A 19,972-nucleotide genomic window follows, 5' to 3' on the forward strand; every position below is an offset into this window, starting at 1 on the left:
TTAGAGCGCCGCCCTGTCACGGCGGAGGTCGTCGGTTCGATCCCGATCCGGGTCGCTTTTCATAACTAAATATCTGAAAAATGGGATCTTAGCTCAGCTGGGAGAGCATCTGCCTTACAAGCAGAGGGTCACAGGTTCGAGCCCTGTAGGTCCCATTCTTTTATGGGTGGTTTCCCGAGTGGCCAAAGGGGACAGACTGTAAATCTGCTGCAAATTGCTTCGGTGGTTCGAATCCACCACCACCCACTTGCCAATCAGGCAATCGGCCGATGTGGCTCAATTGGCAGAGCAGCTGATTTGTAATCAGCAGGTTATCGGTTCGAGTCCGATCATCGGCTTTACTTGAGAAATCAAGTACAAAAATAGGATATCGCGGGATGGAGCAGTCTGGAAGCTCGTCGGGCTCATAACCCGAAGGTCGTAGGTTCAAATCCTACTCCCGCAATTTTATGCCTAGTTAGCTCAGTTGGTAGAGCAGAGGACTGAAAATCCTCGTGTCTCTGGTTCGATTCCGGAACTAGGCATATTTTACGGAGCATTAGCTCAGTCGGTAGAGCACTTGACTTTTAATCAAGTTGTCCGGGGTTCGAATCCCCGATGCTTCACTATGTGGAACCCTTTCGAGGGTTCTTTTTTTGTTCTGCATATCCAAAATTGGTCCACCGGACCAATTTTGATTATGTTTATCTTAAGGTTACGGCGAAAATCTTGCAAAAGAGCAGGAAATGTACTATGCTTTGAAAGAATAAAAAAGAACGGAGGAATCTGTTTATGGCACAAAAAAAGAAAAACAAAAGACGAAGACGCCAGTTTCAGCAGAAAGTGATTTTAAGTGTTCTGCTTGTTATCATTATCGGATTGATTGGCGTGCTTGGATATCAGATGCAGAAGAACGAGAAAAAACAGACGGATGGAAACGCAAGTGCATCCTCTTCGGTTTCGTCATCCTCTCTTGTTGGGGACAGTTCAGAGCCGATATCGGATTCCAGCCCGGAGGAGGAGATTACACCGACGCCTGAGCCGGTACAGCAGATTTCGTCAGATGGTCTGAACAGTCAGCATGCCCTGCTGGTGCGGGAAAGCGATCTGGCTGAGATGATGAATCTGGGCGGAGATGAGAGAATTTATCCGGCGTCGATGACAAAGATTATGACAGCGCTGCTTACCATTGAAAATCTTCCGGATCTGAACGAGACGATTACGGTTCCGGAGGACATCTTCGAGGAACTGACGGCACAGGATGCGTCGGTAGCGGGATTTAATCCGTACGAACAGCCGACGGTTCGTGATCTTCTCTATGGTGTGCTGCTGCCATCCGGCGCAGATGCATGTGAGACATTGGCGAGAGCAGTCGGCGGATCGGAAGAAGGTTTTGTGGCCATGATGAACCAGAAAGCAGAAGAATTGGGACTTACCAATACGCATTTTGAGAACTGCACGGGACTGCATAACGACAACCATTATTCTACCTGCCGTGATATTGCGGTGCTGATGAGCGAGTGTCTGAAGAGTGATACGTTTCGCGAGATCGTGACGAGGGAGGTTTACACAACGGAAGCTACCGCATCACACCCGGAGGGAATTACGCTGTATGACACGATGCTCCACCGGTTTACCAGCTATGAGATGAGTACGACACTGGAGAACGGGGCAGTCATTGAAGGCGGAAAGACCGGATTTACCGATGAGGCGGGTCAGTGCCTGGTCAGCTTTGCAGAATATGGAGGCGAAGAGTACATACTTGTTACGGCAGAGGCCATGACGGATTCGGGATCTGCGGTGGACAGCATCGCGGATGCGAGTACGGTGTATGGAAGATTACAGTAAATACAGGTGAAAGTGAGAGCTGGAAATGGGAGAAAATTCCCGGTTCCGGCTCTTTTTTTTGCGTGAAGCAAGTCGAGAAAATAAGGTGTGGATAACATTGGGGATGTTTTGCACGGAATGCGCAGAAAAGAATTATGTTTTCCACAAAAGAAAGAAGCGCAGGGAAAAAATTGTGGATAACGGAAAGGAAAAATCCAGTTTTTGTGTATAGATCGCGCCGGATGGGAAATACTGCTTACTGTAGAAAAGCAGGAGGAGAGCGAGAAATCGAAAAACGCCTCTGAAATGCTTAAAAAGATATCAGCAGAGGTGGTAAGAACATGAAAAGAGACAAGTTGAGAATCGGCGTGATCACAGCGGCACTGGCAATGATGATTGCAGGCGGAGTGCTGACCTGGCAGCAGGATGCGAGAAACGGTAAGGCAGATCAGGCGAAACAGGGAGAGACGGCACAGCTTACAGAGGACGAAAGCACCGGAACTACAGAACAGCAGACGGAGGAGACGGCGGGAGATGCAGACGGAACGCGTGCCGTACAGGATCAGGCAGATGATGTGGAAAACAGTCTGGAACAGGTGCCGGAAATGGAAGCGGCGTGTGAAGAAGAGGCGGCGGGAAATCCAGAAGCAGATGCAGAGACGGCTCAGAATACACCGGAAGAATCAGATGGGAATACAGAAAGACAGGACGCGCAGGCGGTAAACGGAACAGCGGCGGATCAGAACGGAGAAACAGGATCAGGAGAAACAGCGGCGAATGAAGAAACGAGTGCAGCATCCGGAACTGTGGATTCTGCAGAAAATCAGGAAACGGCAGTTGAGACAGCAGGGGCTGCACAGGATCTGATGTTCAGCGAAGCGACAATCATGGAACTGCCGGTTACTGGAACAGTTCTGATTCCGTATAACATGGAAAATACCGTTTATTTCCCGACACTGGATCTTTACCAGTGCAATCCAGGCGTTGTTTTCTCGGCGGCAGAAGGAACTCCGGTTCTGGCGGCAGCGGACGGAGAAGTTGTGAGTGTGGAAAATGATGCAAGAACCGGCCTCACCGTCACCATGAATCTTGGAAATGGATACGAAGCCATCTACGGACAGCTCACAGACGTTTCCCTCGAGGCAGGCCAGAAAGTTCAGAAAGCAGCACGGATCGGAGCAGTTGCAGCACCGACGAAATATTATGTAAAAGAGGGAAGCAATCTTTTCTTTGAGATGAAAAAAGATGGAAAAGCCATTGATCCTATGGTATATCTCCCGGCAATTTCGGAATAAAAAAGAGGACCTGCACGAAATGGGATGCGGGAAAGTATTATAAAGTGTAGGATTCGCAATCGAATCTTTTTTACAGGTTTTGAATACAAAAAAGGCGGCGCAGACCGCGGATGGTAAAATACCGTTTTTCGATTGCTTTTTATAAAAAAGGCTGGCTGAAAACAGTCAGCTTTACATATAACAAACAGGATTGTTTTGATATAGAAAAAAGGCGGAATAAAAGGAAAGTAACCGGTTACAGAAAATGTGAAAGTTTGTCATTTTAGGGGTTTCGTTTTTGAATGTTATCGGTTAAAATAGATGTAGTGGACAGATCCTGAAAACAAGGAGGATTAGAAAAATATGGAGCTTTTATTTATGGACCCGGTGTTCAAAGAAGCAATCTGGGGTGGAACAAAGTTAAGAGACGTATTTGATTACGAAATTCCGAGCGATACAACCGGCGAGTGCTGGGCGATCAGCGGACATGCCAACGGAATGAGCCATGTGGCAGGCGGAAGATTTGATGGAAAAACATTAGGTGAGCTCTGGAAAGAGGAGCCGGAAATTTTCGGAAATTACCCGGGAAGCCAGGTTCCGCTGCTGATCAAGATCATTGATGCAAAAAATGATCTGAGCATCCAGGTTCATCCAGATGATGCTTATGCAGGAGAGCATGAGAATGGATCTCTTGGAAAGACCGAATGCTGGTACGTGCTGGACTGCGAACCGGGTACAGAAATTGTTATCGGACACAATGCAAAAGACAAGGCAGAAGTGGAGAAAATGATCCGCAATCATGAGTGGAGCGATTTCATCCGCAAAGTGCCGGTACATAAGGGAGATTTCTTCCAGATCAATCCGGGATGCGTACATGCCATCAAAGGCGGCACACTGATTCTGGAGACACAGCAGAGCAGCGATATCACCTATCGTGTATACGATTATGACAGACTGCAGAACGGCAAACCGAGACAGCTTCATGTAGAGCAGAGTATCGATGTTATCGAGGCTCCGTTTAAACCGGCAGATATCGATACCTTTACAGAGGAAATCCCGGGCGCGGTACATACCCATTTTGTAACATGCAAGTTCTACTCTGTAGATAAATACGACATCGACGGTGTATTCACCTTAGATGCGAAAAAATATTATACTAATGTAAGTGTAATCGCCGGAGAGGGTACTGTAAACGGTATTCCGGTTAAGAAAGGTACTCACTTTATTATACCGGCTAATTTTAATGGATGCAGATTTGAAGGAAAACTTTCTGTAATCTGCTCAAATCCAGAAGCATAAGAGAGGAGAAAAACACAATGAGACTTGGAGCATTAGAAGCAGGCGGAACAAAGATGGTCTGCGCAATTGGAAACGCAAATGGAGAAATTTATGAGAGAATTTCTATCCCGACCGAGACACCGGAAATTACCGTTCCGAAAATGATTGAGTATTTCAAAGAGAAGGACATTCAGGCACTGGGAATCGGTTGCTTTGGACCGATCGACCTGAACAGAAAATCCGAAACATATGGTTACATTACCACAACTCCCAAATTAGCATGGAAGAACTACAACATCGTAGGCGCTTTCGCAGATGCACTGGACATCCCGGTTGGATTTGATACCGATGTAAACGGTTCTGCACTGGGTGAGGCTACCTGGGGAATCACAAAAGGTCTGGACAACAGCATTTACATCACCATCGGAACGGGCGTTGGAATGGGAATTATTTCCAATGGCAAGCTGTTGCACGGCATGCTTCATCCGGAAGGCGGACACGTTCTGCTGACCAGACATCCGAAAGATACTTACGGCGGAAAATGCCCGTATCACAGCAACTGCCTGGAAGGCCTTGCTGCAGGTCCTGCCATTGAAGCACGCTGGGGCAAAAAAGGTATTGAGCTGGCAGACAAAAAAGAGGTATGGGAGCTTGAGGCTTACTATATCGGACAGGCACTTGTAGACTGCATCATGCTGCTCTCCCCGCAGAGAATCGTTTTGGGCGGAGGCGTTATGCATCAGGAGCATATGATGCCGCTCGTAAGAGAAGAAGTAAAGAAACAGCTGAACGGATATCTTGTAACAAAAGAACTTGAGGATCTCGACAGCTACATTGTACTTCCAAGCCTGAACGACAACCAGGGTATCATGGGCGCATTGAAACTGGCGGTAGATGAGCTGGCAATGCAGTAAAAATAAAAATGAGAAAACCGTTCGGAGAAATCCGGACGGTTTTTTGCTTACAGGAAACTTCGTTGAATTTTCCTGCGAAGCAGGACTCTTTCTTATTTTTTTGATTGCGCCTAAAAGAACCGAGTGTTAAAGTTACATAGAATACAGATGAACAGAAGGAACGGAATTTGAAATGGAACAGGGGAATTTTACATATATTCTGGAATGCAGCGATGGATCTTTTTATACAGGCTGGACCAATAATTTGGAACGCAGAGTAAAGGCACACAATGCTGGAAAAGGAGCGAAATATACAAAGAGCCGCAAACCGGTAAAACTGGTGTATTTTGAAACCTTTTTAACAAAACAGGAGGCTATGCGGAGAGAATGGGAAATTAAGCAGCTTTCGCGGGTAGAAAAATGGAAGCTGATTCAAGCGAAGAAGCAATAAAAATACAAAAACAGACGGCTCAAACAGGCACAACGGTAGGTGCAGGCGAGTAGTCTGTTTTTTTGTGTCAAAGCAGGTCGAACGATTCCAGAAGAAAATAGACATTTTGACTTGAAAAATAATTTTATTCTGCTATAATAAAAGAAACGATGATAAGTAGTAATCAAAACTACATAAAGTGGTAATTGAAATACACAGCGCTTCTGACAGGAAAGGAATGAGCAGGATGAAGTATATCAGAAAAAATGGAATTAAGGATCCCGGCAGTGCGATTACGCATGGGATTGCGTTGATCCTGGCGGTGGTGGGAACGCTGCCATTGCTTTTGAAGGCGGCGCGGGAGCCGGATCATCTGCATGTGGTTGCGATGGCGGTGTTTATGCTGAGTATGATTTTGCTGTATCTGGCGAGCACCGTGTATCACACGTTTGATGTAAATGGGAAGGTAAACCGTCGACTGAAGAAGTTTGATCATATGATGATTTCCGTGCTGATTGCGGGAAGTTATACGCCGATCTGTCTGATTGCGCTGCATGGACGGACGGGAATTGTACTTTGTGCATTGGTGTGGGCAGCTGCAATTGGCGGAATTCTTGTCAAGGCATTCTGGATCAATTGTCCGAAGTGGTTTTCCTCAGTGTTGTATATCGCAATGGGATGGCTGTGTGTACTGGCATTTCATCCGCTGTTTCTGGCTCTTTCACGGCCGGCATTTGGATGGTTGCTGGCGGGTGGCATCATTTACACGGTCGGCGGGGTGATTTACTCATTAAAAATGCCGATGTTTAACGCGAAGCATAAAAAGTTCGGAACACATGAAATTTTCCATCTGTTTGTGATGGGTGGCAGCTTCTGTCATTTTGTTGTGATGTATTATTTTGTGGCGGCGATGCCGGTATAAAAACTTGTTTGAAGATAAAACAGTAATGCAAAAATAAAATACTGCGGAACGTATTTTCGTTATACCCGGGTATTAACATTTATTTGGGAAAACTTTACGCTCCGCAGTACTATTTTTGCATTATTTTTTCTTTTGACGGTATTCACTCGGAGAAATTCCGTAGACTTTTTTGAATACCTGTGTAAAATAAGAAAAATTCGTGTAGCCGATATTCGTTGCAATTACACTGACCGGGAGATTGGTTCCCTCAAGCAGGGAAATCGCAATTTTCAGTTTTTCCTGCACGATATAGTCAGAAAGTGAAATTCCTTTTACCTTTTTGAAAAGCCGGGAGAGGTATTCCGGGTTCATGTATACCTGATGTGCGATTTCGGTGCGGGTAACATTCTGGTGAATATTTTTCTGAATAAAATTTACCACCTGGTCGATCTGTGAAACACCTGGTTCTGCGCTAATTTGAAGGCTTTTTAGATAATCAACGGAAAAATCAAGCAGTTTATGCATCTCTTCTATGGAATGACAGGAGTTGTTCAGGGCGTGAATATCGTATTCTTTTTCAAAAACACCGTGTGCACCGATGTGGTGATGGTTCAGAATCTGATAGAAGAGCTGAAGAAAATCCTGTAAAAAGAGACTGAGCATTTTCTGGTTTACATGACCGGATTCTTTTTGGCGGAGCAGATAATCATGCATGTCTGCACGGACGGCATCGTAATAACCAGAGGAGAGCATGACATTCCAGTGGACAAAATCCGGAGGGGTGTAGGGAACCGGGGAAATACTGGATTTCTGATAAAAAATACCGCTATAGTTTGCCACATTTTCACTGCGCTGTTCCAAAAGCTGCTGTATTTTATCTGGTAGCAGAAGAAAATTTGCAGAATGAGCACAGTAGCATGCTATTTTAAAGTGGAGATACTGTGAAGCGGCTTCCACAAAAGTATGCAAATAAATTTGCACCTGATCTTTTGTAAAATTATCGGTTTCGTATAAAATAAGGGCAAAAACCTGTTCGTGGACATGGCAGAAAAGCAGTTTTTTAGTGAACGGCTCAAACAGCTCGGAAACGACATTCTGCAGGATAGAGCGGAGGAGAGAAAGGTCACGAACTGGATGTGGCGTGTCCTGTTCGAGAATATCAATCAAAGTCAGAACACAGGAACGGCTGGGATCGAGTTTTATGGAGATCGTGTCCAGAAAACTCAGGATATTCTGCGGTTCTGCAGGCTGTTTCTGCAAAAATTCATTTAAGAGCACATCAAGAAGATCCATTTCGCGTTTGCTGAAATAGTTTCCATATTCACTGTAAAATTTTTCCTTTCTTTCCTTTTGAATTTGCAGGACTGCTTTCTGAATGGAAACCTCAATTGCACTGTAGGGAGCGGGCTGAATCAGATAATCGAATCCGCCGAGTTGCAGTGCTTTTTGTGCATAGGAAAAATCTTCATGTGAGGTGAGAAAAATACATTTGATTTCTGGAAAATGCTCCGCAACCCATTCATAAAGTTCAAGACCGCTGCCGAGCGGCATTTCGATATCGCAGAGCATGATATCCACGGAATTGTTTGAAAGAATTTCACGCGCACGGATAATGTCGTTAGCACAGAAAACCTGTCGGATGGAAAGAGCATCCCAGTTGATACCGGAATGAATACCGGCGACAACATCGGGCTGATCATCAATAATCAATACATTCATTCGTGATTCCTCCTCTTCACATTAGGGTGAAAGTAAATTTTCTTTTGAGAGTAAGCTGTTCTTTAAATCCGGACTGGGATTCGGTTCTTCCTGTACAGGCAGGATAATTTCTGTCATGGCGCCGGAGGAACCATTCATACAGATCAGTCCAGCCTTGTCTTTGTAGAGCAGGGTAAGCCGTTGTCGGAGATTGTGAATGCCGATATGCTGCCCAGCTGTGGTATCTTCTTCATTTTGCAGAAAGGACTGCAGAAATTCGTCCGGGAAGCCGGTTCCATTATCCTGAATACTGATGTTTAAGTAATTTCCTTCTTCTGTTTCTGTCAGCCGGACGGCAATATGCACATTGAGCGGCTGACCGGGGATTCGTCCGTGCTTAAAGGAGTTTTCAACGAAAGTCTGGATACAGAGCATGGGAACTGGAAATTCTGAAACGGAAGGATCTGCAGAAATCGTCAGTTCAGAGGAATCTCTCGTGTTCAGCTTCTGGAGTTTATAATAATTCTGTACCTGATTCAGTTCCGTCTGCAGCGGCACAAGACTGCTGTTGTCGCGGAAGGTATAGCGGATATACTGGGAAACATACAAAATCATCTGCTGCGCATCGTTTCCTTTGTTTTGCTGAATCATACCGTAAAGCGTTTTCAGGCAGTTCAGGTAAAAGTGAGGCTTCAGCTGAATCTGGAAATATTGCAGCTGAGATTTTTGAATGGTCAGTTTATTTTCATAAGTGCGGATTTTCAGATTGTGAATTTCATCCATCATTCGGTTAAAAGTGGAATTAAAGACGGAAAATTCACGGATAAACTGTGTTTCCTGCAGTTTTGAGTCCAGCTGGCCGTTTCGAATTTTCTCCATGGTAGCTGTTGCGTCACTTAAAGGAGAAAAATAAAATTTGATGGCAAAAAAGCACATAAATGGAATCAGAAGCAGTGCCAGTGCAGAGGCAATAATGGCGAACATCTGTGTCGCATTCAAATAAAACTGGCTTCCCTGATAGGGGGTAAGGTAAAGCATGGTAATATCGGCATATTTTAAAGGATCCTGTACAACAAAGAAATTTTCTTTTCGTCCCTTTTTGATATGGTTATTATCTTTTTGCGAAAAGGTCAGTTTATTTTCTGTAATGGTGTTGGAAGGATTTAATACAGTGCCGTCATCGGAAAGATAGACAAGCGAGCCGGCATTATGCGTCTGCGTGGCGAGACGGGATGGAGCCATAACAAGGTCAAAATCTACCAGAGAAACACTGTAAGCGTTGGAAAAACCGAGAAGACGAACCAAAAAATATTTATCACCGACTTTATCGTAAAACCAGGATTTGGAAGTTGATTCAAAATCAAGGGATTTTACATAATTCTGCATTGTTATTAATTCTTCATGGGAATAGCAGTCCTGATAGGCACAGCGGCAGACATCATTGGGAGCAGAATAAATATAGACAGCACCGAGACATTCTGTCAGAGCAAGCTGTTCCCGTGCTTTATTCACAATGGAGAGTGTATTTAAATGAACATCGAGCGGATCAAGTTTATATTTTAGTTTCTGATAATTCCAGTTCGTAGCCCAGTCCTGTGCCATTGAGGTTTCTATCTGGGAAAGATCTGCTTCTAACTGTTCCTGATAGAGAAACAGAGCATTTCGGTTTGCAGAAGCGATTTCGCGGTTCAGCAGGCGAAGCGAGTAGAAATCAAAAAATATCGTCAGAAATGTAAGCGGAATAAGCATGATAAGGCTTATAAGGGTGAAAAAAATTTTTGATGAGATGTAAAAATTTTTACGAGATAACATAAGAGCCTCCAAGAATATAACAATATAAGAAAAATCGTGTGAGCGTTCCAACTGTTGGAACATGCCATTTATTCTAATATAGATGTCGTGTGTTTTCAAGAAATAAGTATACAGATTCGTTAAAATAACGAAAGTTACAGTGGTATGTCACAATATATAAAGAGAAAGTCACAGATTTTATAGAGAAAGAGATATTTCTTTGATAGGATATAGCTATTCGTAAAACAAAGAAAAGAACAAAGGAGAGAACTGCAATGAATAAGAAAAAAGCAATGGCACTGTTACTTGTCTCTGTTATGGCAGGAAGTATGCTGGCAGGCTGCGGAAGCGATAACGCGTCCAGCTCAAATGACGGATCTTCCAAGAGCGCAGACAGCAGCAATCAGGACAGTTATACGGTAAAAATTCTGGCACCTGGCGATGCCAGCACAGATGACTGCGCAAAAATTTCTGAGGCAGCAAGCAAAATCACCGAGGAAAAATTCAATACTAAAGTTGAGCTGACTCGTGTTGGATTTGGAAGTTATGATCAGCAGGTCAACCTGACACTGGCATCTTCTGAAAAACTGGATCTGATGTATGAATATTGCGGTAATGTAACATCCGCAATCAGCAGCGGACAGATTGTTCCGATCACGGATTATCTGGACAGTTATGGAAGTGATATGAAATCCCAGATCAGCGATTCTGATTGGAAATGTGTAACTTTTAATGGCGATATTTATGGAGTTCCAGCAAATAAAGAGAAAGCAACCGGATGGGGATTTGCCATGAACAAAGAGATGGCAGATGCAACTGGAATTGATTACAGCTCTATCAAAACAGAAGAAGAGTTAGAACCGCTTCTGGAGAAAGTAAAAGAAATGTATCCGGATGTATATCCAATTGTATCAAATAATGGTTCTATGAGCTTGATGACAGATCAGGATGATCTGGGCGGAGATATTGGATCACTGGAAAGTGCATCTGGAGATAATACAACCGTTATCAATTATTATGGAACAGATGAATATATGAACGAAATGAAACTTCGTTATGATTGGGCACAGAAAGGCCTGCTCATGCCGGATGCTTCTACTTCCACTGAAAACGCAAACAGCCTGATTGGTGCAGGAAAAGGATTTGGACGTTTCACAAATACCAAGCCGGGTATTGAAAAAGAGATGGAAAAAGAGGTAGGAAAGGAAGTTGTTGTTCTGGAGATGGTAAAACCATATACCACCACAACACGTGTCGATATTGTATGGTATGTACCGCACAATAGTGAAAAACCGGAAAGAGCTGTACAGGTATTAAATGAGATCTACACGAACCCGGATCTGGCCAATCTTTTTATCAATGGTTTAGAAGGAAAGCATTATGAATTTGTAGATAAGGAAAAGGGAATCGTTAATTATCCAGAAGGAGTTAATGCCAGCAATACAGGCTATACCAGTCTTCCATGGGCATGGCCAAACGAGACAATTTCTTATATTTGGGAAGGTCTTGATTCAGATATCTGGGATCAGATTCAGGAATTTAACAAAGATGCGACAGTTTCTCCAGCCAAAGGTTTTGCATGGGACAACACAGAAGTACAAAATGAAGTAACTGCATGTGCAAACGTTGTGGCAAAATATGGTCCGGCGCTGGAGTGCGGTTCCCTGGATCCGGAAACTACCATTCCGAAATTCTTGGATGAGCTGAAAGCTGCAGGAGCAGATACCATCATTGCAGAGAAACAGAAACAGTTAGACGCTTGGCTGGAAGCCAACAAATAATGGAGGCTGGGAAGATGAAAAGAAATTGGGGTAAAATCCGCAGATTTATTCCCCTGTATCTGATGCTGCTTCCGGGACTTGTATACTTATTTATCAATAACTATATGCCCATGGCTGGAATTATTATTGCATTCAAGAAATATAATTACAGCCTGGGAATCCTGAAAAGCCCGTTTACAGGCCTGAAAAACTTTGAGTTTTTGTTCAAGACAAAAGATGCCTGGACAATTACAAGAAACACACTGGGATACAACGTAATCTTTATCGTAGTCGGAACCGTACTTGCAATTGCAGTGGCAATTCTGCTGAATGAAATCCGTTCCACGATGGGAAAGAAAATATACCAGACGTTAATTCTGGTACCGTTCCTGATTTCTATCGTCGTTGTCAGCTACCTGGTATATGGATTCCTCAGCACAGATGCCGGATTCATTAATAACAGTATTCTGAAACCAATGGGAAAACAGGGCATCGGATGGTATTCTGATCCGAAGTACTGGCCATTCATTTTGATCTTTGTCAATGTATGGAAAAACCTGGGATATAACTGCATTATCTATTATGCAACGGTAGTAGGACTGGATGCCAGCCTTTATGAGTCTGCATCCATTGACGGTGCGAACCGCTGGCAGAGAATTCTGCATATCACACTGCCGGGACTGAAAACAACCATTATCACACTGACCCTGATGAGCGTAGGACGTATTTTCTATTCCGATTTCGGACTGTTCTATCAGGTACCAATGAACAGCGGACCGCTGATCGACGTGACAAACACCATCGATACTTACGTATATCGTGGATTGATGGAGCTGAACAACATCGGTATGGCATCTGCAGCAGGTCTTTATCAGTCACTGGTAGGATTTGCACTGGTACTGATTGCAAACCTGGTTGTTCGAAGACTGGACGAAAACAGCGCATTATTCTAAGCGAAGGGAGAGTATGAAAAAATGGTTGAAAGAAATAAAGGCTTTCAGATTGCAGCCAATGTGATTATGATCTTACTGTCCGCTATGTGTATCGTCCCGTTTATCCTGCTGATCATGTCATCCATCACCAAAGAGAATGTTCTGTTAAAATACGGATATTCTTTCTGGCCGCGCGAGATCAGTTTTGATGCATACAAAACACTGCTGGTAGAATCCGGCAGTATTGTAAGAGGCTATATCATTTCCGCACTGGTAACGGTAGTTGGAACCGTGGCAAACCTGACTCTGACAACACTGTTTGCCTATCCGCTGTCAAGAAAAGATCTTCCGGGAAAAGCATTTTTCTCCTTTGTGATTTTCTTTACGATGTTGTTCAACGGTGGCTTGGTACCGTCCTATATGATGTGGACTGGAATCTTTCATATTAAAAATACCATCTGGGCACTGATTGTTCCAAATCTTCTGATGGGAGCTTTCTATGTCATCATGATGAGAACGTATTTCACCACCAACATTCCTGATGCGGTCATCGAGGCTGCAAGAATTGACGGAGCAGGTGAGTGGAGAATTCTGGCAAAAATTGTTCTTCCGATGTCTACTCCGATTATTGCTACACTGGCACTTCTGGTCGGCCTCGGATACTGGAATGACTGGTTGAATGGTCTGTACTATATCAACAACGATAAACTGTACAGTATTCAGGTTCTGCTGAATAAGATGCTTCTGGATGTGCAGTATCTGATGAGCGGTGCTTCAGGAGGAGCATTGACACAAAGCATTACACTTCCGGCAACTGGTATCAAAATGGCCGTTGCAGTTATGGGAGCACTTCCAATTCTGGTTGTGTATCCATTCTTCCAGAAATACTTTGTGAAAGGTATTGTGATTGGAGCTGTAAAGGGCTAATAGAATTCTTATAATAGAAAGCAGACTTTCCAGATACACGCAGGAATGCGTGAGAATGGAAAGTCTGTTTTTTTGATGCAGCTTTAGTTCAGCTTAATATTTTTAAACAGCGATCCCAGTGTCGTTGTCACTTCCTCTGTCTCCGGGAGTTCGATGGTTTCTTCCTGAATTTCTTCGGCGGCAACGTCGTCGAGTGCCTTCATGGAGAGACTGAGTTTGCCGTCTTTGATGGCAATGACTTTTACTTTGACTTTATCGCCGACTGCCAGAACTGCGGACGGATGTTTGATGCGTTTGGCGCAAATCTGGGAGATGTGGACGAGGCCTGAGAGGCCGTTTCCGAGGTTGATGAATGCGCCGTATGGCTGCAGGCTTTCCACGGTTCCTTCGGTAACAAGGCCGACTTCTACGTTGGAAATTTTCTCTTTGCGGTCCTCATCTGCTTTTTCACGGAGAAGCTCGCGGGCGGAGAGGATCAGGCGGTCTTTTTCTTTGTCGAGGTCAAAAACCTGTACCTGAATGTCTTTGTTTAAGTATTCATTCAGATCTTCCACGTAGTTCAGGGAGAGTTTGGAAGCCGGGATGAAGCCGCGGATTCCTTCGACGTAAGCGATAACACCGGCGTTTACGATTCCTTTGACTTTTACATCCAGTACGGTTTTCTCTTCTTTGTACTGTGCGAGTTTTTCCCATGCGAGGATATCGTTTGCCTCTGCGCGGGAGAGAAGAATGTTGCCGTGGCCGTCGTCTTTGCGGATCACGGTTGCGGTGATTTCGTCACCGACCTGAACAGCGTCTTTTAAGGAGAAGCCAGGCTCGTTGCTGAAGTCCTCGGCGCGGATGACGCCCTCTGCGTAGTATTTCAGATCGAGAATCACCTCTTTTTCATCTACGGAGATGACGGTTCCGGTGAGCATGTCGCCTTCCTCAATTTTTTTGAAGGAAGCTTCCAGCTCTGCGGAGAAGTCATCCATGGTTAATTGTTCTTCTGACATAATGAAACACCCCTTTTTCGTAAGAATAACAGGAAAACGAGAGGAAAATTGTGGATTTATGAAAAAATCAGGTTCAATTTTGCACGTTTTTCTATCTGCGTTTATCTTAACATAAAAGATTTTCTTTGACCAGATGAAAAAAGGATGGTAATATGTGTGTAGTCGTTACCAAAATTACTGAGACGCGCACTTGCTGCGCGGCTGCAGGAGAAAGTGATTCAGGTGGCCGCCCGGAACTTCGCGGAGCGAATTTGCATGTGCAGGGCGGCGGTTACTGGTCACGAAGTGAGCAGTAACTGTAGTCGTTACAAAAAAAGAAGTAAAACTACCGGGACGAACTTACTGTATACCACAAACATACAGAAGGGAGGAGTACTATTATGAAATCAAATTCAAGAGTTTATGTAATTGGACATAAAAATCCGGATACGGATTCGATCTGCTCGGCGATTGCCTATGCGGATATCAAGAACAGAACAGATAAAACCAAAACCTACATGGCGCGGCGTGCCGGTCAGATCAATGAGGAGACCGAGTATGTACTGAAGCGCTTTGGCGTGCGCGCACCGGGGTATCTGCCGAATGCGGGAACGCAGGTAAAGGAAATTGAAATCCATGAGGTGCCGAGCGTACCGGGCACGATTTCCGTGAAGAAAGCGTATTCCATGATGAAAAACAACAACGTGGTCACACTGCCGATTACTTCGCCGGACAATGATCTGCAGGGCGTGATTACGGTCAGTGATATCGCAGAATCCTATATGGATTCTTATGACAGCCATGTCATGTCACTGGCAAGGACGCAATACCGCAGTATCGCGGATACGTTGGATGGTTCGGTTATTGTCGGAAATGAACATGGTTATTTTATCCGCGGAAAAGTCGTTGTCGGCGCATTCCATCCGGATACGATGGAGAACTACATCGAAAAAGATGACCTTGTCATTCTCGGAAACCGTGCGGAGGACCAGCTCTGTGCAATCGAGATGGATGCAAGCTGCATTATCGTCGGACTTGGCGCAAAGGTGACGAAAACGATTCAGAAATTTGCAGAGGAAAAATGCTGTGTGATCATCAGCAGTCCGCATGACACGTATACGATTGCGCGTCTGATTAACCAGAGTATTCCGGTCAAATATCTGATGCGCAGAAGCAATCTGATCACGTTCAACACCGAAGATTTCCTCGATGATATCAAAGAAGTTATGAAAAATCAGAGACACCGCGATTTCCCGATTCTGAACAAGAAAGGAAAATATGTGGGAACGATTTCCCGTCGGAACCTGATCGGAAATGCAGGAAAGAAACTGATTCTCGTCGATCACAATGAGGAATCACAGGCGGTCGATAACGTCAAAGAGGCGGAGATTCTCGAGATCATCGACCATCATCGTCTGGGATCACTTGAGACGATGGCGCCGGTTATGTTCCGCAATGAGCCGGTGGGCTGCACGGGAACGATTATGTATGAAATTTATAAGGAAAAAGAGCTGGAGATCGCGCCGAACATCGCAGGACTGCTCTGCGCAGCCATCATTTCCGATACGCTGATGTTCCGGTCGCCGACGTGTACGTTTCTTGACAAAGCGGCAGCAGAGGCACTGGCGGACATTGCAGGCATCAGCATTCCGGAGTTTGCATCCGAAATGTTCCGTGCAGGAAGCAACCTGAAAGATAAATCACCGGAAGAAATTTTCTACCAGGATTTCAAAAAATTCATCATGGGCGATGTTACGTTTGGTGTCGGCCAGATTACATCCCTCGATGCGGGCGAGCTGGAATCCATCAAGGAACAGCTTCTGCCGCAGATGGAAAGCGAGTGCGGAAAACACGGCATCGAGATGGTATTCTTTATGCTGACCAATATTATAGAAGAATCTACAGAGCTTCTGTATTATGGAAGCGGGGCAAAGGAAGTCATCGAAAAAGCTTTTGAAGATCTTCCAGTCAACGAGGTCAGCTGCGAGCTGAAGGGTGTTGTATCGAGAAAGAAACAGCTGATTCCGGCATTTATGATGGCGCTGCAGAATCAGTAAAAACAGAAAAAATAAAAAAGCGTGGTTCCGGGCCTGAAAATAGATCCGGGGCACGCTTTTTTCGGTCATAAAAGGGTGAAAAAGAGGAAAGGAAAGAAATAAGAATGGGAAAACAGACATGGAAAGCGGGAAATATGCTGTATCCGCTGCCGGCGGTCATGGTGTCGGTGCGCGGAAAGAACGGGGAGGACAACATCATCACCGTTGCCTGGGCCGGCACGGTGTGTACGAATCCTCCGATGGTATCGATCTCGGTGCGGCCGGAACGCTACAGCTATCAGATGATCAAAGAGAGCGGTGCGTTCGTCATCAACCTGACGACGGAGGACCTCTGCTATGCGACCGACTACTGCGGCGTGCGCTCGGGAAGAGATGTGGATAAGTTCAAAGAGATGAAACTGACGAAAGTCGAGGCGGAGGAGATTTCCGCACCGATGATCGGGGAGTCGCCGGTTAATATCGAGTGTAAAGTGGAGCAGGTGCTCGAACTGGGCTCGCATCACATGTTTCTTGCAAAAGTTGTGGCTGTCCATGCGGATGAGGCATACATGGATGAGCGCGGCCGCTTCGATCTGAACCGCGCGAAACCGATTGTGTATTCCCACGGAGAGTACTTTGGAATCGGGAAAAAGCAGGGAACCTTTGGCTGGAGCGTGAAGAAAAAATCGAAAACACCTAATATAAAAACAAAAAACCGCAGCTAATCTTTATTTTCTAAAGAATCAGCACGCGAAATTTTATAGTACTTTCGGTAAAAATATACAAAATCGACAAAAATACTGGGTAAATATTAGAAAACGCTACAAAATCATGATTTATTAGGAATTTTTTGCGTGAAATATTGCAAAAACCGGATATTTTATGCTATAATATCAACCAATCGTTGACCTTATAAAATTAAGTGATCCGGAGGACGGGAGAATCCACCGGAGACGCGAGAGAGTGCGGAAATGATTTTCTCCACGCTTTAAGGCTGATGAGAACCGCAGATGGATCTTTTAAAGAAATCTTTCTGCACTACATTAAGGGAGAAATTTCAAGGAGGAAACGAACATGTCATACGTAGATGAGGTTATTGAGTCCGTAGTTGCAAAAAACCCAGCTGAGCCGGAATTCCATCAGGCAGTTAAAGAGGTTCTGGAATCTCTTCGCCCTGTTATTGAAGCAAACGAGGAAAAATACAGAAAAGTCGCTCTTCTGGAGAGAATGGTAGAGCCAGAGCGTCAGATCAAATTCCGTGTGCCGTGGGTAGACGATAAAGGACAGGCTCATGTAAACACCGGATATCGTGTACAGTTTAACAGTGCAATCGGACCTTACAAAGGAGGAATCCGTCTGCATCCTTCTGTAAATATTGGTATTATCAAATTCCTGGGATTCGAGCAGGTATTCAAAAACTCACTGACCAGCCTTCCGATCGGCGGAGGTAAAGGTGGTTCTGACTTCGATCCGAAAGGAAAATCTGACAGAGAGATCATGGCATTCTGCCAGAGCTTTATGACAGAGCTTTGCAAATATATCGGCGCAGACACCGACGTACCGGCTGGTGACATCGGAACAGGCGCAAGAGAGATCGGCTTCATGTTCGGACAGTACAAGAGAATCCGCGGCGTATACGAAGGCGTTCTGACTGGTAAAGGTTTAAGCTACGGCGGATCTTTAGCAAGAACAGAGGCTACCGGATACGGACTGCTGTACCTGACCCAGGAGCTGCTGAAACTGAACGGCATCGACATCGCAGGCAAGACCGCTTGTGTATCCGGTTCCGGAAACGTTGCAATCTATGCAATCGAGAAAGCTACTCAGCTTGGTGTGAAAGTTCTCACCTGCTCTGACTCCAACGGATGGGTTTACGATCCAGACGGAATCGATGTAGCTGCATTAAAAGAGATCAAAGAAGTAAATCGTGCCCGTCTGACCGAGTACAAGAAATATCGTCCAAACTCTGAGTACCACGAAGGACGCGGCGTATGGGTTGTAAAAGCAGACCTTGCTCTTCCTTGCGCAACTCAGAACGAGCTGCTGCTTGAGGATGCAAAAGCACTTGTTGAGAACGGATGCACTGCAGTATGCGAGGGCGCTAACATGCCTACTACTCTGGAAGCAACCAAATATCTGCAGGAGCACGGCGTAATCTTCGCACCTGGAAAAGCTGCAAATGCAGGTGGTGTTGCAACATCCGCACTCGAGATGTCCCAGAACTCCGAGCGTCTGTCCTGGACCTTCGATGAAGTTGATGCAAAACTGAAAAATATCATGATCAACATCACACACAACATGGTTGATGCTGCAAAACGTTACGGCCATGAGGGCGACTATGTTATGGGCGCTAACATCGCAGGCTTTGAGAAAGTAGCTGACGCTATGATGGCTCAGGGAATCTGCTAATCTGATTTTGAGAAATCCAAAGGGATCTCCGGTTAAGACCGAGGGTCCCTTTTTGCATAAAAGATAGAAGAAACACAGAAAAATAACGAAAATTACAGGGTACAAAAAAACATTACATTTTGCAACGAGACTAGACAGAAGAAATAGACTTTCACGCGGTACCGTGTGAATAAAACGACAGAATATGCGAGTAAGTTGTATTATTATGCATGAATGCAATATACAGGTAAGATAAAAACGTAAGAAAAACGTAAGAAAAAAGATGTTTTATGTTCAGAAATAGAGCGTATAGTAAACAAAAATAATGCAAAAATAATGAAAAGCAGAAGTTGACAAGAGCTTGCGTGAGAAATATAATTATTTATGTATTGATAAAGAACTTGTTTGCATTAATATGTAATGAATTTGCATACAGGGAAGAGGAAGAGAAGATGACATTAAAAGATTGCTACATGCAGATGGGAGCAGATTACGAGGAAACCGTTCAGCGGCTTCGCAGTGAATCTCTGATTCAGCGGATCATTTTAAAATTTCCTCAGGATCCGAGCTATCAGGAGCTTTGCCAGGCACTGGCGGACGGAAATATTGAGGTTGCATTCCGTGCAGCTCATACATTAAAAGGCGTGTGCCAGAATCTTGGCTTTAACAATCTGTACGAGCCAAGCGCCGAGCTGACCGAGCGGTTAAGACCGCTGCAGGAGACCGAGACGGATGATCTGATGCAGAAGGTGACGGAAGAATATAACCGCACCGTAAAAGCGATTGAGGATTTCCAGAACGCTTAAATTGAAGGAAGAAAACAAGGAGACATTGATCTGTGAGATGAGGAACACAGACCGGTGTCTCCTTTTTTATGGAATTCT

Annotated in this window: 16 protein-coding genes and 6 tRNA genes; 19 read left to right on the plus strand and 3 right to left on the minus strand. The window is 44.7% G+C overall.

The annotated features are described in order from the left end of the window. Nucleotides 1-82 precede the first annotated feature (82 nt). The 12 genes from DW915_RS13620 to trhA all read left to right on the plus strand — a co-directional run bounded on the left by DW915_RS13620 (nucleotide 83) and on the right by trhA (nucleotide 6,603). Nucleotides 83-155 (plus strand) — tRNA-Val (locus tag DW915_RS13620). Nucleotides 156-164: 9 nt separating this feature from the next. Next, nucleotides 165-246: transfer RNA gene (locus DW915_RS13625), tRNA-Tyr, on the plus strand. Between the two features lie 19 nt (nucleotides 247-265). Continuing rightward, nucleotides 266-338, plus strand: a tRNA-Thr gene (locus DW915_RS13630). A gap of 33 nt (nucleotides 339-371) precedes the next feature. Further along, nucleotides 372-445, plus strand: a tRNA-Met gene (locus DW915_RS13635). Between the two features lie 6 nt (nucleotides 446-451). After that, nucleotides 452-524, plus strand: a tRNA-Phe gene (locus DW915_RS13640). A gap of 8 nt (nucleotides 525-532) precedes the next feature. Further along, nucleotides 533-605 (plus strand) — tRNA-Lys (locus DW915_RS13645). Nucleotides 606-771: 166 nt separating this feature from the next. After that, nucleotides 772-1,827: a D-alanyl-D-alanine carboxypeptidase family protein gene (locus DW915_RS13650; RefSeq protein WP_022461224.1), complete on the plus strand. Its 1,056-nt coding sequence runs from the start codon at nucleotides 772-774 to the stop codon at nucleotides 1,825-1,827. 320 nt (nucleotides 1,828-2,147) lie between these two features. Further along, nucleotides 2,148-3,101: a peptidoglycan DD-metalloendopeptidase family protein gene (locus DW915_RS13655; protein WP_117762165.1), complete on the plus strand. Its 954-nt coding sequence runs from the start codon at nucleotides 2,148-2,150 to the stop codon at nucleotides 3,099-3,101. Between the two features lie 342 nt (nucleotides 3,102-3,443). After that, entirely contained in the window at nucleotides 3,444-4,379 is a 936-nt protein-coding gene (gene manA, locus DW915_RS13660; RefSeq protein WP_118595199.1) for a mannose-6-phosphate isomerase, class I, read from the plus strand. Nucleotides 4,380-4,396: 17 nt separating this feature from the next. Continuing rightward, the gene (locus DW915_RS13665) at nucleotides 4,397-5,272 is read left to right on the plus strand and encodes an ROK family protein (RefSeq protein ID WP_022461220.1); all 876 of its coding nucleotides are present in this window, start codon (nucleotides 4,397-4,399) and stop codon (nucleotides 5,270-5,272) included. Nucleotides 5,273-5,444: 172 nt separating this feature from the next. Continuing rightward, nucleotides 5,445-5,702 carry a GIY-YIG nuclease family protein gene (locus DW915_RS13670; RefSeq protein WP_055220299.1) on the plus strand — a complete coding sequence of 86 codons (258 nt, stop codon included), beginning with the start codon at nucleotides 5,445-5,447 and terminating at the stop codon, nucleotides 5,700-5,702. Nucleotides 5,703-5,928: 226 nt separating this feature from the next. Further along, the gene (gene trhA, locus DW915_RS13675; RefSeq protein ID WP_117762166.1) at nucleotides 5,929-6,603 is read left to right on the plus strand and encodes a PAQR family membrane homeostasis protein TrhA; all 675 of its coding nucleotides are present in this window, start codon (nucleotides 5,929-5,931) and stop codon (nucleotides 6,601-6,603) included. A gap of 120 nt (nucleotides 6,604-6,723) precedes the next feature. Here the strand turns inward: trhA and DW915_RS13680 are convergent, their stop codons facing one another. After that, nucleotides 6,724-8,301 (minus strand): response regulator, encoded by a 1,578-nt coding sequence (locus DW915_RS13680; RefSeq protein ID WP_118742283.1) that lies wholly within the window; start codon nucleotides 8,299-8,301, stop codon nucleotides 6,724-6,726. 21 nt (nucleotides 8,302-8,322) lie between these two features. Then, nucleotides 8,323-10,029 carry a sensor histidine kinase gene (locus DW915_RS13685; protein ID WP_158581065.1) on the minus strand — a complete coding sequence of 569 codons (1,707 nt, stop codon included), beginning with the start codon at nucleotides 10,027-10,029 and terminating at the stop codon, nucleotides 8,323-8,325. Nucleotides 10,030-10,346: 317 nt separating this feature from the next. On the opposite strand from DW915_RS13685, the gene DW915_RS13690 reads away from it, so the two are divergent. Genes DW915_RS13690 through DW915_RS13700 form a run of 3 tightly spaced genes read left to right on the plus strand, consistent with a single transcriptional unit; the run spans nucleotide 10,347 to nucleotide 13,690 of the window. After that, nucleotides 10,347-11,852, plus strand: a complete 1,506-nt coding sequence (locus DW915_RS13690; RefSeq protein ID WP_118742285.1) for an ABC transporter substrate-binding protein — start codon at nucleotides 10,347-10,349, stop codon at nucleotides 11,850-11,852. Nucleotides 11,853-11,866: 14 nt separating this feature from the next. Beyond that, nucleotides 11,867-12,784, plus strand: a complete 918-nt coding sequence (locus DW915_RS13695) for an ABC transporter permease (protein WP_118742315.1) — start codon at nucleotides 11,867-11,869, stop codon at nucleotides 12,782-12,784. 21 nt (nucleotides 12,785-12,805) lie between these two features. After that, nucleotides 12,806-13,690: a carbohydrate ABC transporter permease gene (locus DW915_RS13700; RefSeq protein ID WP_118742286.1), complete on the plus strand. Its 885-nt coding sequence runs from the start codon at nucleotides 12,806-12,808 to the stop codon at nucleotides 13,688-13,690. 83 nt (nucleotides 13,691-13,773) lie between these two features. Here DW915_RS13700 and DW915_RS13705 read toward each other — a convergent pair whose 3' ends face one another. Continuing rightward, nucleotides 13,774-14,685: a 30S ribosomal protein S1 gene (locus DW915_RS13705; protein WP_118742287.1), complete on the minus strand. Its 912-nt coding sequence runs from the start codon at nucleotides 14,683-14,685 to the stop codon at nucleotides 13,774-13,776. Nucleotides 14,686-15,065: 380 nt separating this feature from the next. On the opposite strand from DW915_RS13705, the gene DW915_RS13710 reads away from it, so the two are divergent. The 4 genes from DW915_RS13710 to DW915_RS13725 all read left to right on the plus strand — a co-directional run bounded on the left by DW915_RS13710 (nucleotide 15,066) and on the right by DW915_RS13725 (nucleotide 19,894). Then, the gene (locus DW915_RS13710) at nucleotides 15,066-16,721 is read left to right on the plus strand and encodes a putative manganese-dependent inorganic diphosphatase (RefSeq protein ID WP_117762172.1); all 1,656 of its coding nucleotides are present in this window, start codon (nucleotides 15,066-15,068) and stop codon (nucleotides 16,719-16,721) included. A gap of 104 nt (nucleotides 16,722-16,825) precedes the next feature. Continuing rightward, nucleotides 16,826-17,425 carry a flavin reductase family protein gene (locus tag DW915_RS13715; protein ID WP_117510675.1) on the plus strand — a complete coding sequence of 200 codons (600 nt, stop codon included), beginning with the start codon at nucleotides 16,826-16,828 and terminating at the stop codon, nucleotides 17,423-17,425. Between the two features lie 349 nt (nucleotides 17,426-17,774). Next, nucleotides 17,775-19,109 carry an NADP-specific glutamate dehydrogenase gene (gene gdhA / locus DW915_RS13720; protein WP_055220308.1) on the plus strand — a complete coding sequence of 445 codons (1,335 nt, stop codon included), beginning with the start codon at nucleotides 17,775-17,777 and terminating at the stop codon, nucleotides 19,107-19,109. 431 nt (nucleotides 19,110-19,540) lie between these two features. After that, a complete protein-coding gene (locus DW915_RS13725) occupies nucleotides 19,541-19,894 on the plus strand; it encodes an Hpt domain-containing protein (RefSeq protein ID WP_117801782.1) in 354 nt (117 codons plus the stop codon). Nucleotides 19,895-19,972: the final 78 nt, after the last annotated feature.

It is taken from the genome of Blautia sp. AM42-2 (genome assembly GCF_003480245.1).
Taxonomy (GTDB): Bacteria; Bacillota; Clostridia; order Lachnospirales; family Lachnospiraceae; genus Fusicatenibacter; species Fusicatenibacter saccharivorans.

What these genes read in the sequence shown, in the direction of transcription:
- DW915_RS13650 (WP_022461224.1), top strand. Translation starts at nt 772, where the DNA reads ATGGCACAAAAAAAGAAAAACAAAAGACGAAGACGCCAGTTTCAGCAG.
- DW915_RS13655 (WP_117762165.1), top strand. Translation starts at nt 2,148, where the DNA reads ATGAAAAGAGACAAGTTGAGAATCGGCGTGATCACAGCGGCACTGGCA.
- manA (WP_118595199.1), top strand. Translation starts at nt 3,444, where the DNA reads ATGGAGCTTTTATTTATGGACCCGGTGTTCAAAGAAGCAATCTGGGGT.
- DW915_RS13665 (WP_022461220.1), top strand. Translation starts at nt 4,397, where the DNA reads ATGAGACTTGGAGCATTAGAAGCAGGCGGAACAAAGATGGTCTGCGCA.
- DW915_RS13670 (WP_055220299.1), top strand. Translation starts at nt 5,445, where the DNA reads ATGGAACAGGGGAATTTTACATATATTCTGGAATGCAGCGATGGATCT.
- trhA (WP_117762166.1), top strand. Translation starts at nt 5,929, where the DNA reads ATGAAGTATATCAGAAAAAATGGAATTAAGGATCCCGGCAGTGCGATT.
- DW915_RS13680 (WP_118742283.1), bottom strand. Translation starts at nt 8,301, where the DNA reads ATGAATGTATTGATTATTGATGATCAGCCCGATGTTGTCGCCGGTATT.
- DW915_RS13685 (WP_158581065.1), bottom strand. Translation starts at nt 10,029, where the DNA reads ATGCTTATTCCGCTTACATTTCTGACGATATTTTTTGATTTCTACTCG.
- DW915_RS13690 (WP_118742285.1), top strand. Translation starts at nt 10,347, where the DNA reads ATGAATAAGAAAAAAGCAATGGCACTGTTACTTGTCTCTGTTATGGCA.
- DW915_RS13695 (WP_118742315.1), top strand. Translation starts at nt 11,867, where the DNA reads ATGAAAAGAAATTGGGGTAAAATCCGCAGATTTATTCCCCTGTATCTG.
- DW915_RS13700 (WP_118742286.1), top strand. Translation starts at nt 12,806, where the DNA reads ATGGTTGAAAGAAATAAAGGCTTTCAGATTGCAGCCAATGTGATTATG.
- DW915_RS13705 (WP_118742287.1), bottom strand. Translation starts at nt 14,685, where the DNA reads ATGTCAGAAGAACAATTAACCATGGATGACTTCTCCGCAGAGCTGGAA.
- DW915_RS13710 (WP_117762172.1), top strand. Translation starts at nt 15,066, where the DNA reads ATGAAATCAAATTCAAGAGTTTATGTAATTGGACATAAAAATCCGGAT.
- DW915_RS13715 (WP_117510675.1), top strand. Translation starts at nt 16,826, where the DNA reads ATGGGAAAACAGACATGGAAAGCGGGAAATATGCTGTATCCGCTGCCG.
- gdhA (WP_055220308.1), top strand. Translation starts at nt 17,775, where the DNA reads ATGTCATACGTAGATGAGGTTATTGAGTCCGTAGTTGCAAAAAACCCA.
- DW915_RS13725 (WP_117801782.1), top strand. Translation starts at nt 19,541, where the DNA reads ATGACATTAAAAGATTGCTACATGCAGATGGGAGCAGATTACGAGGAA.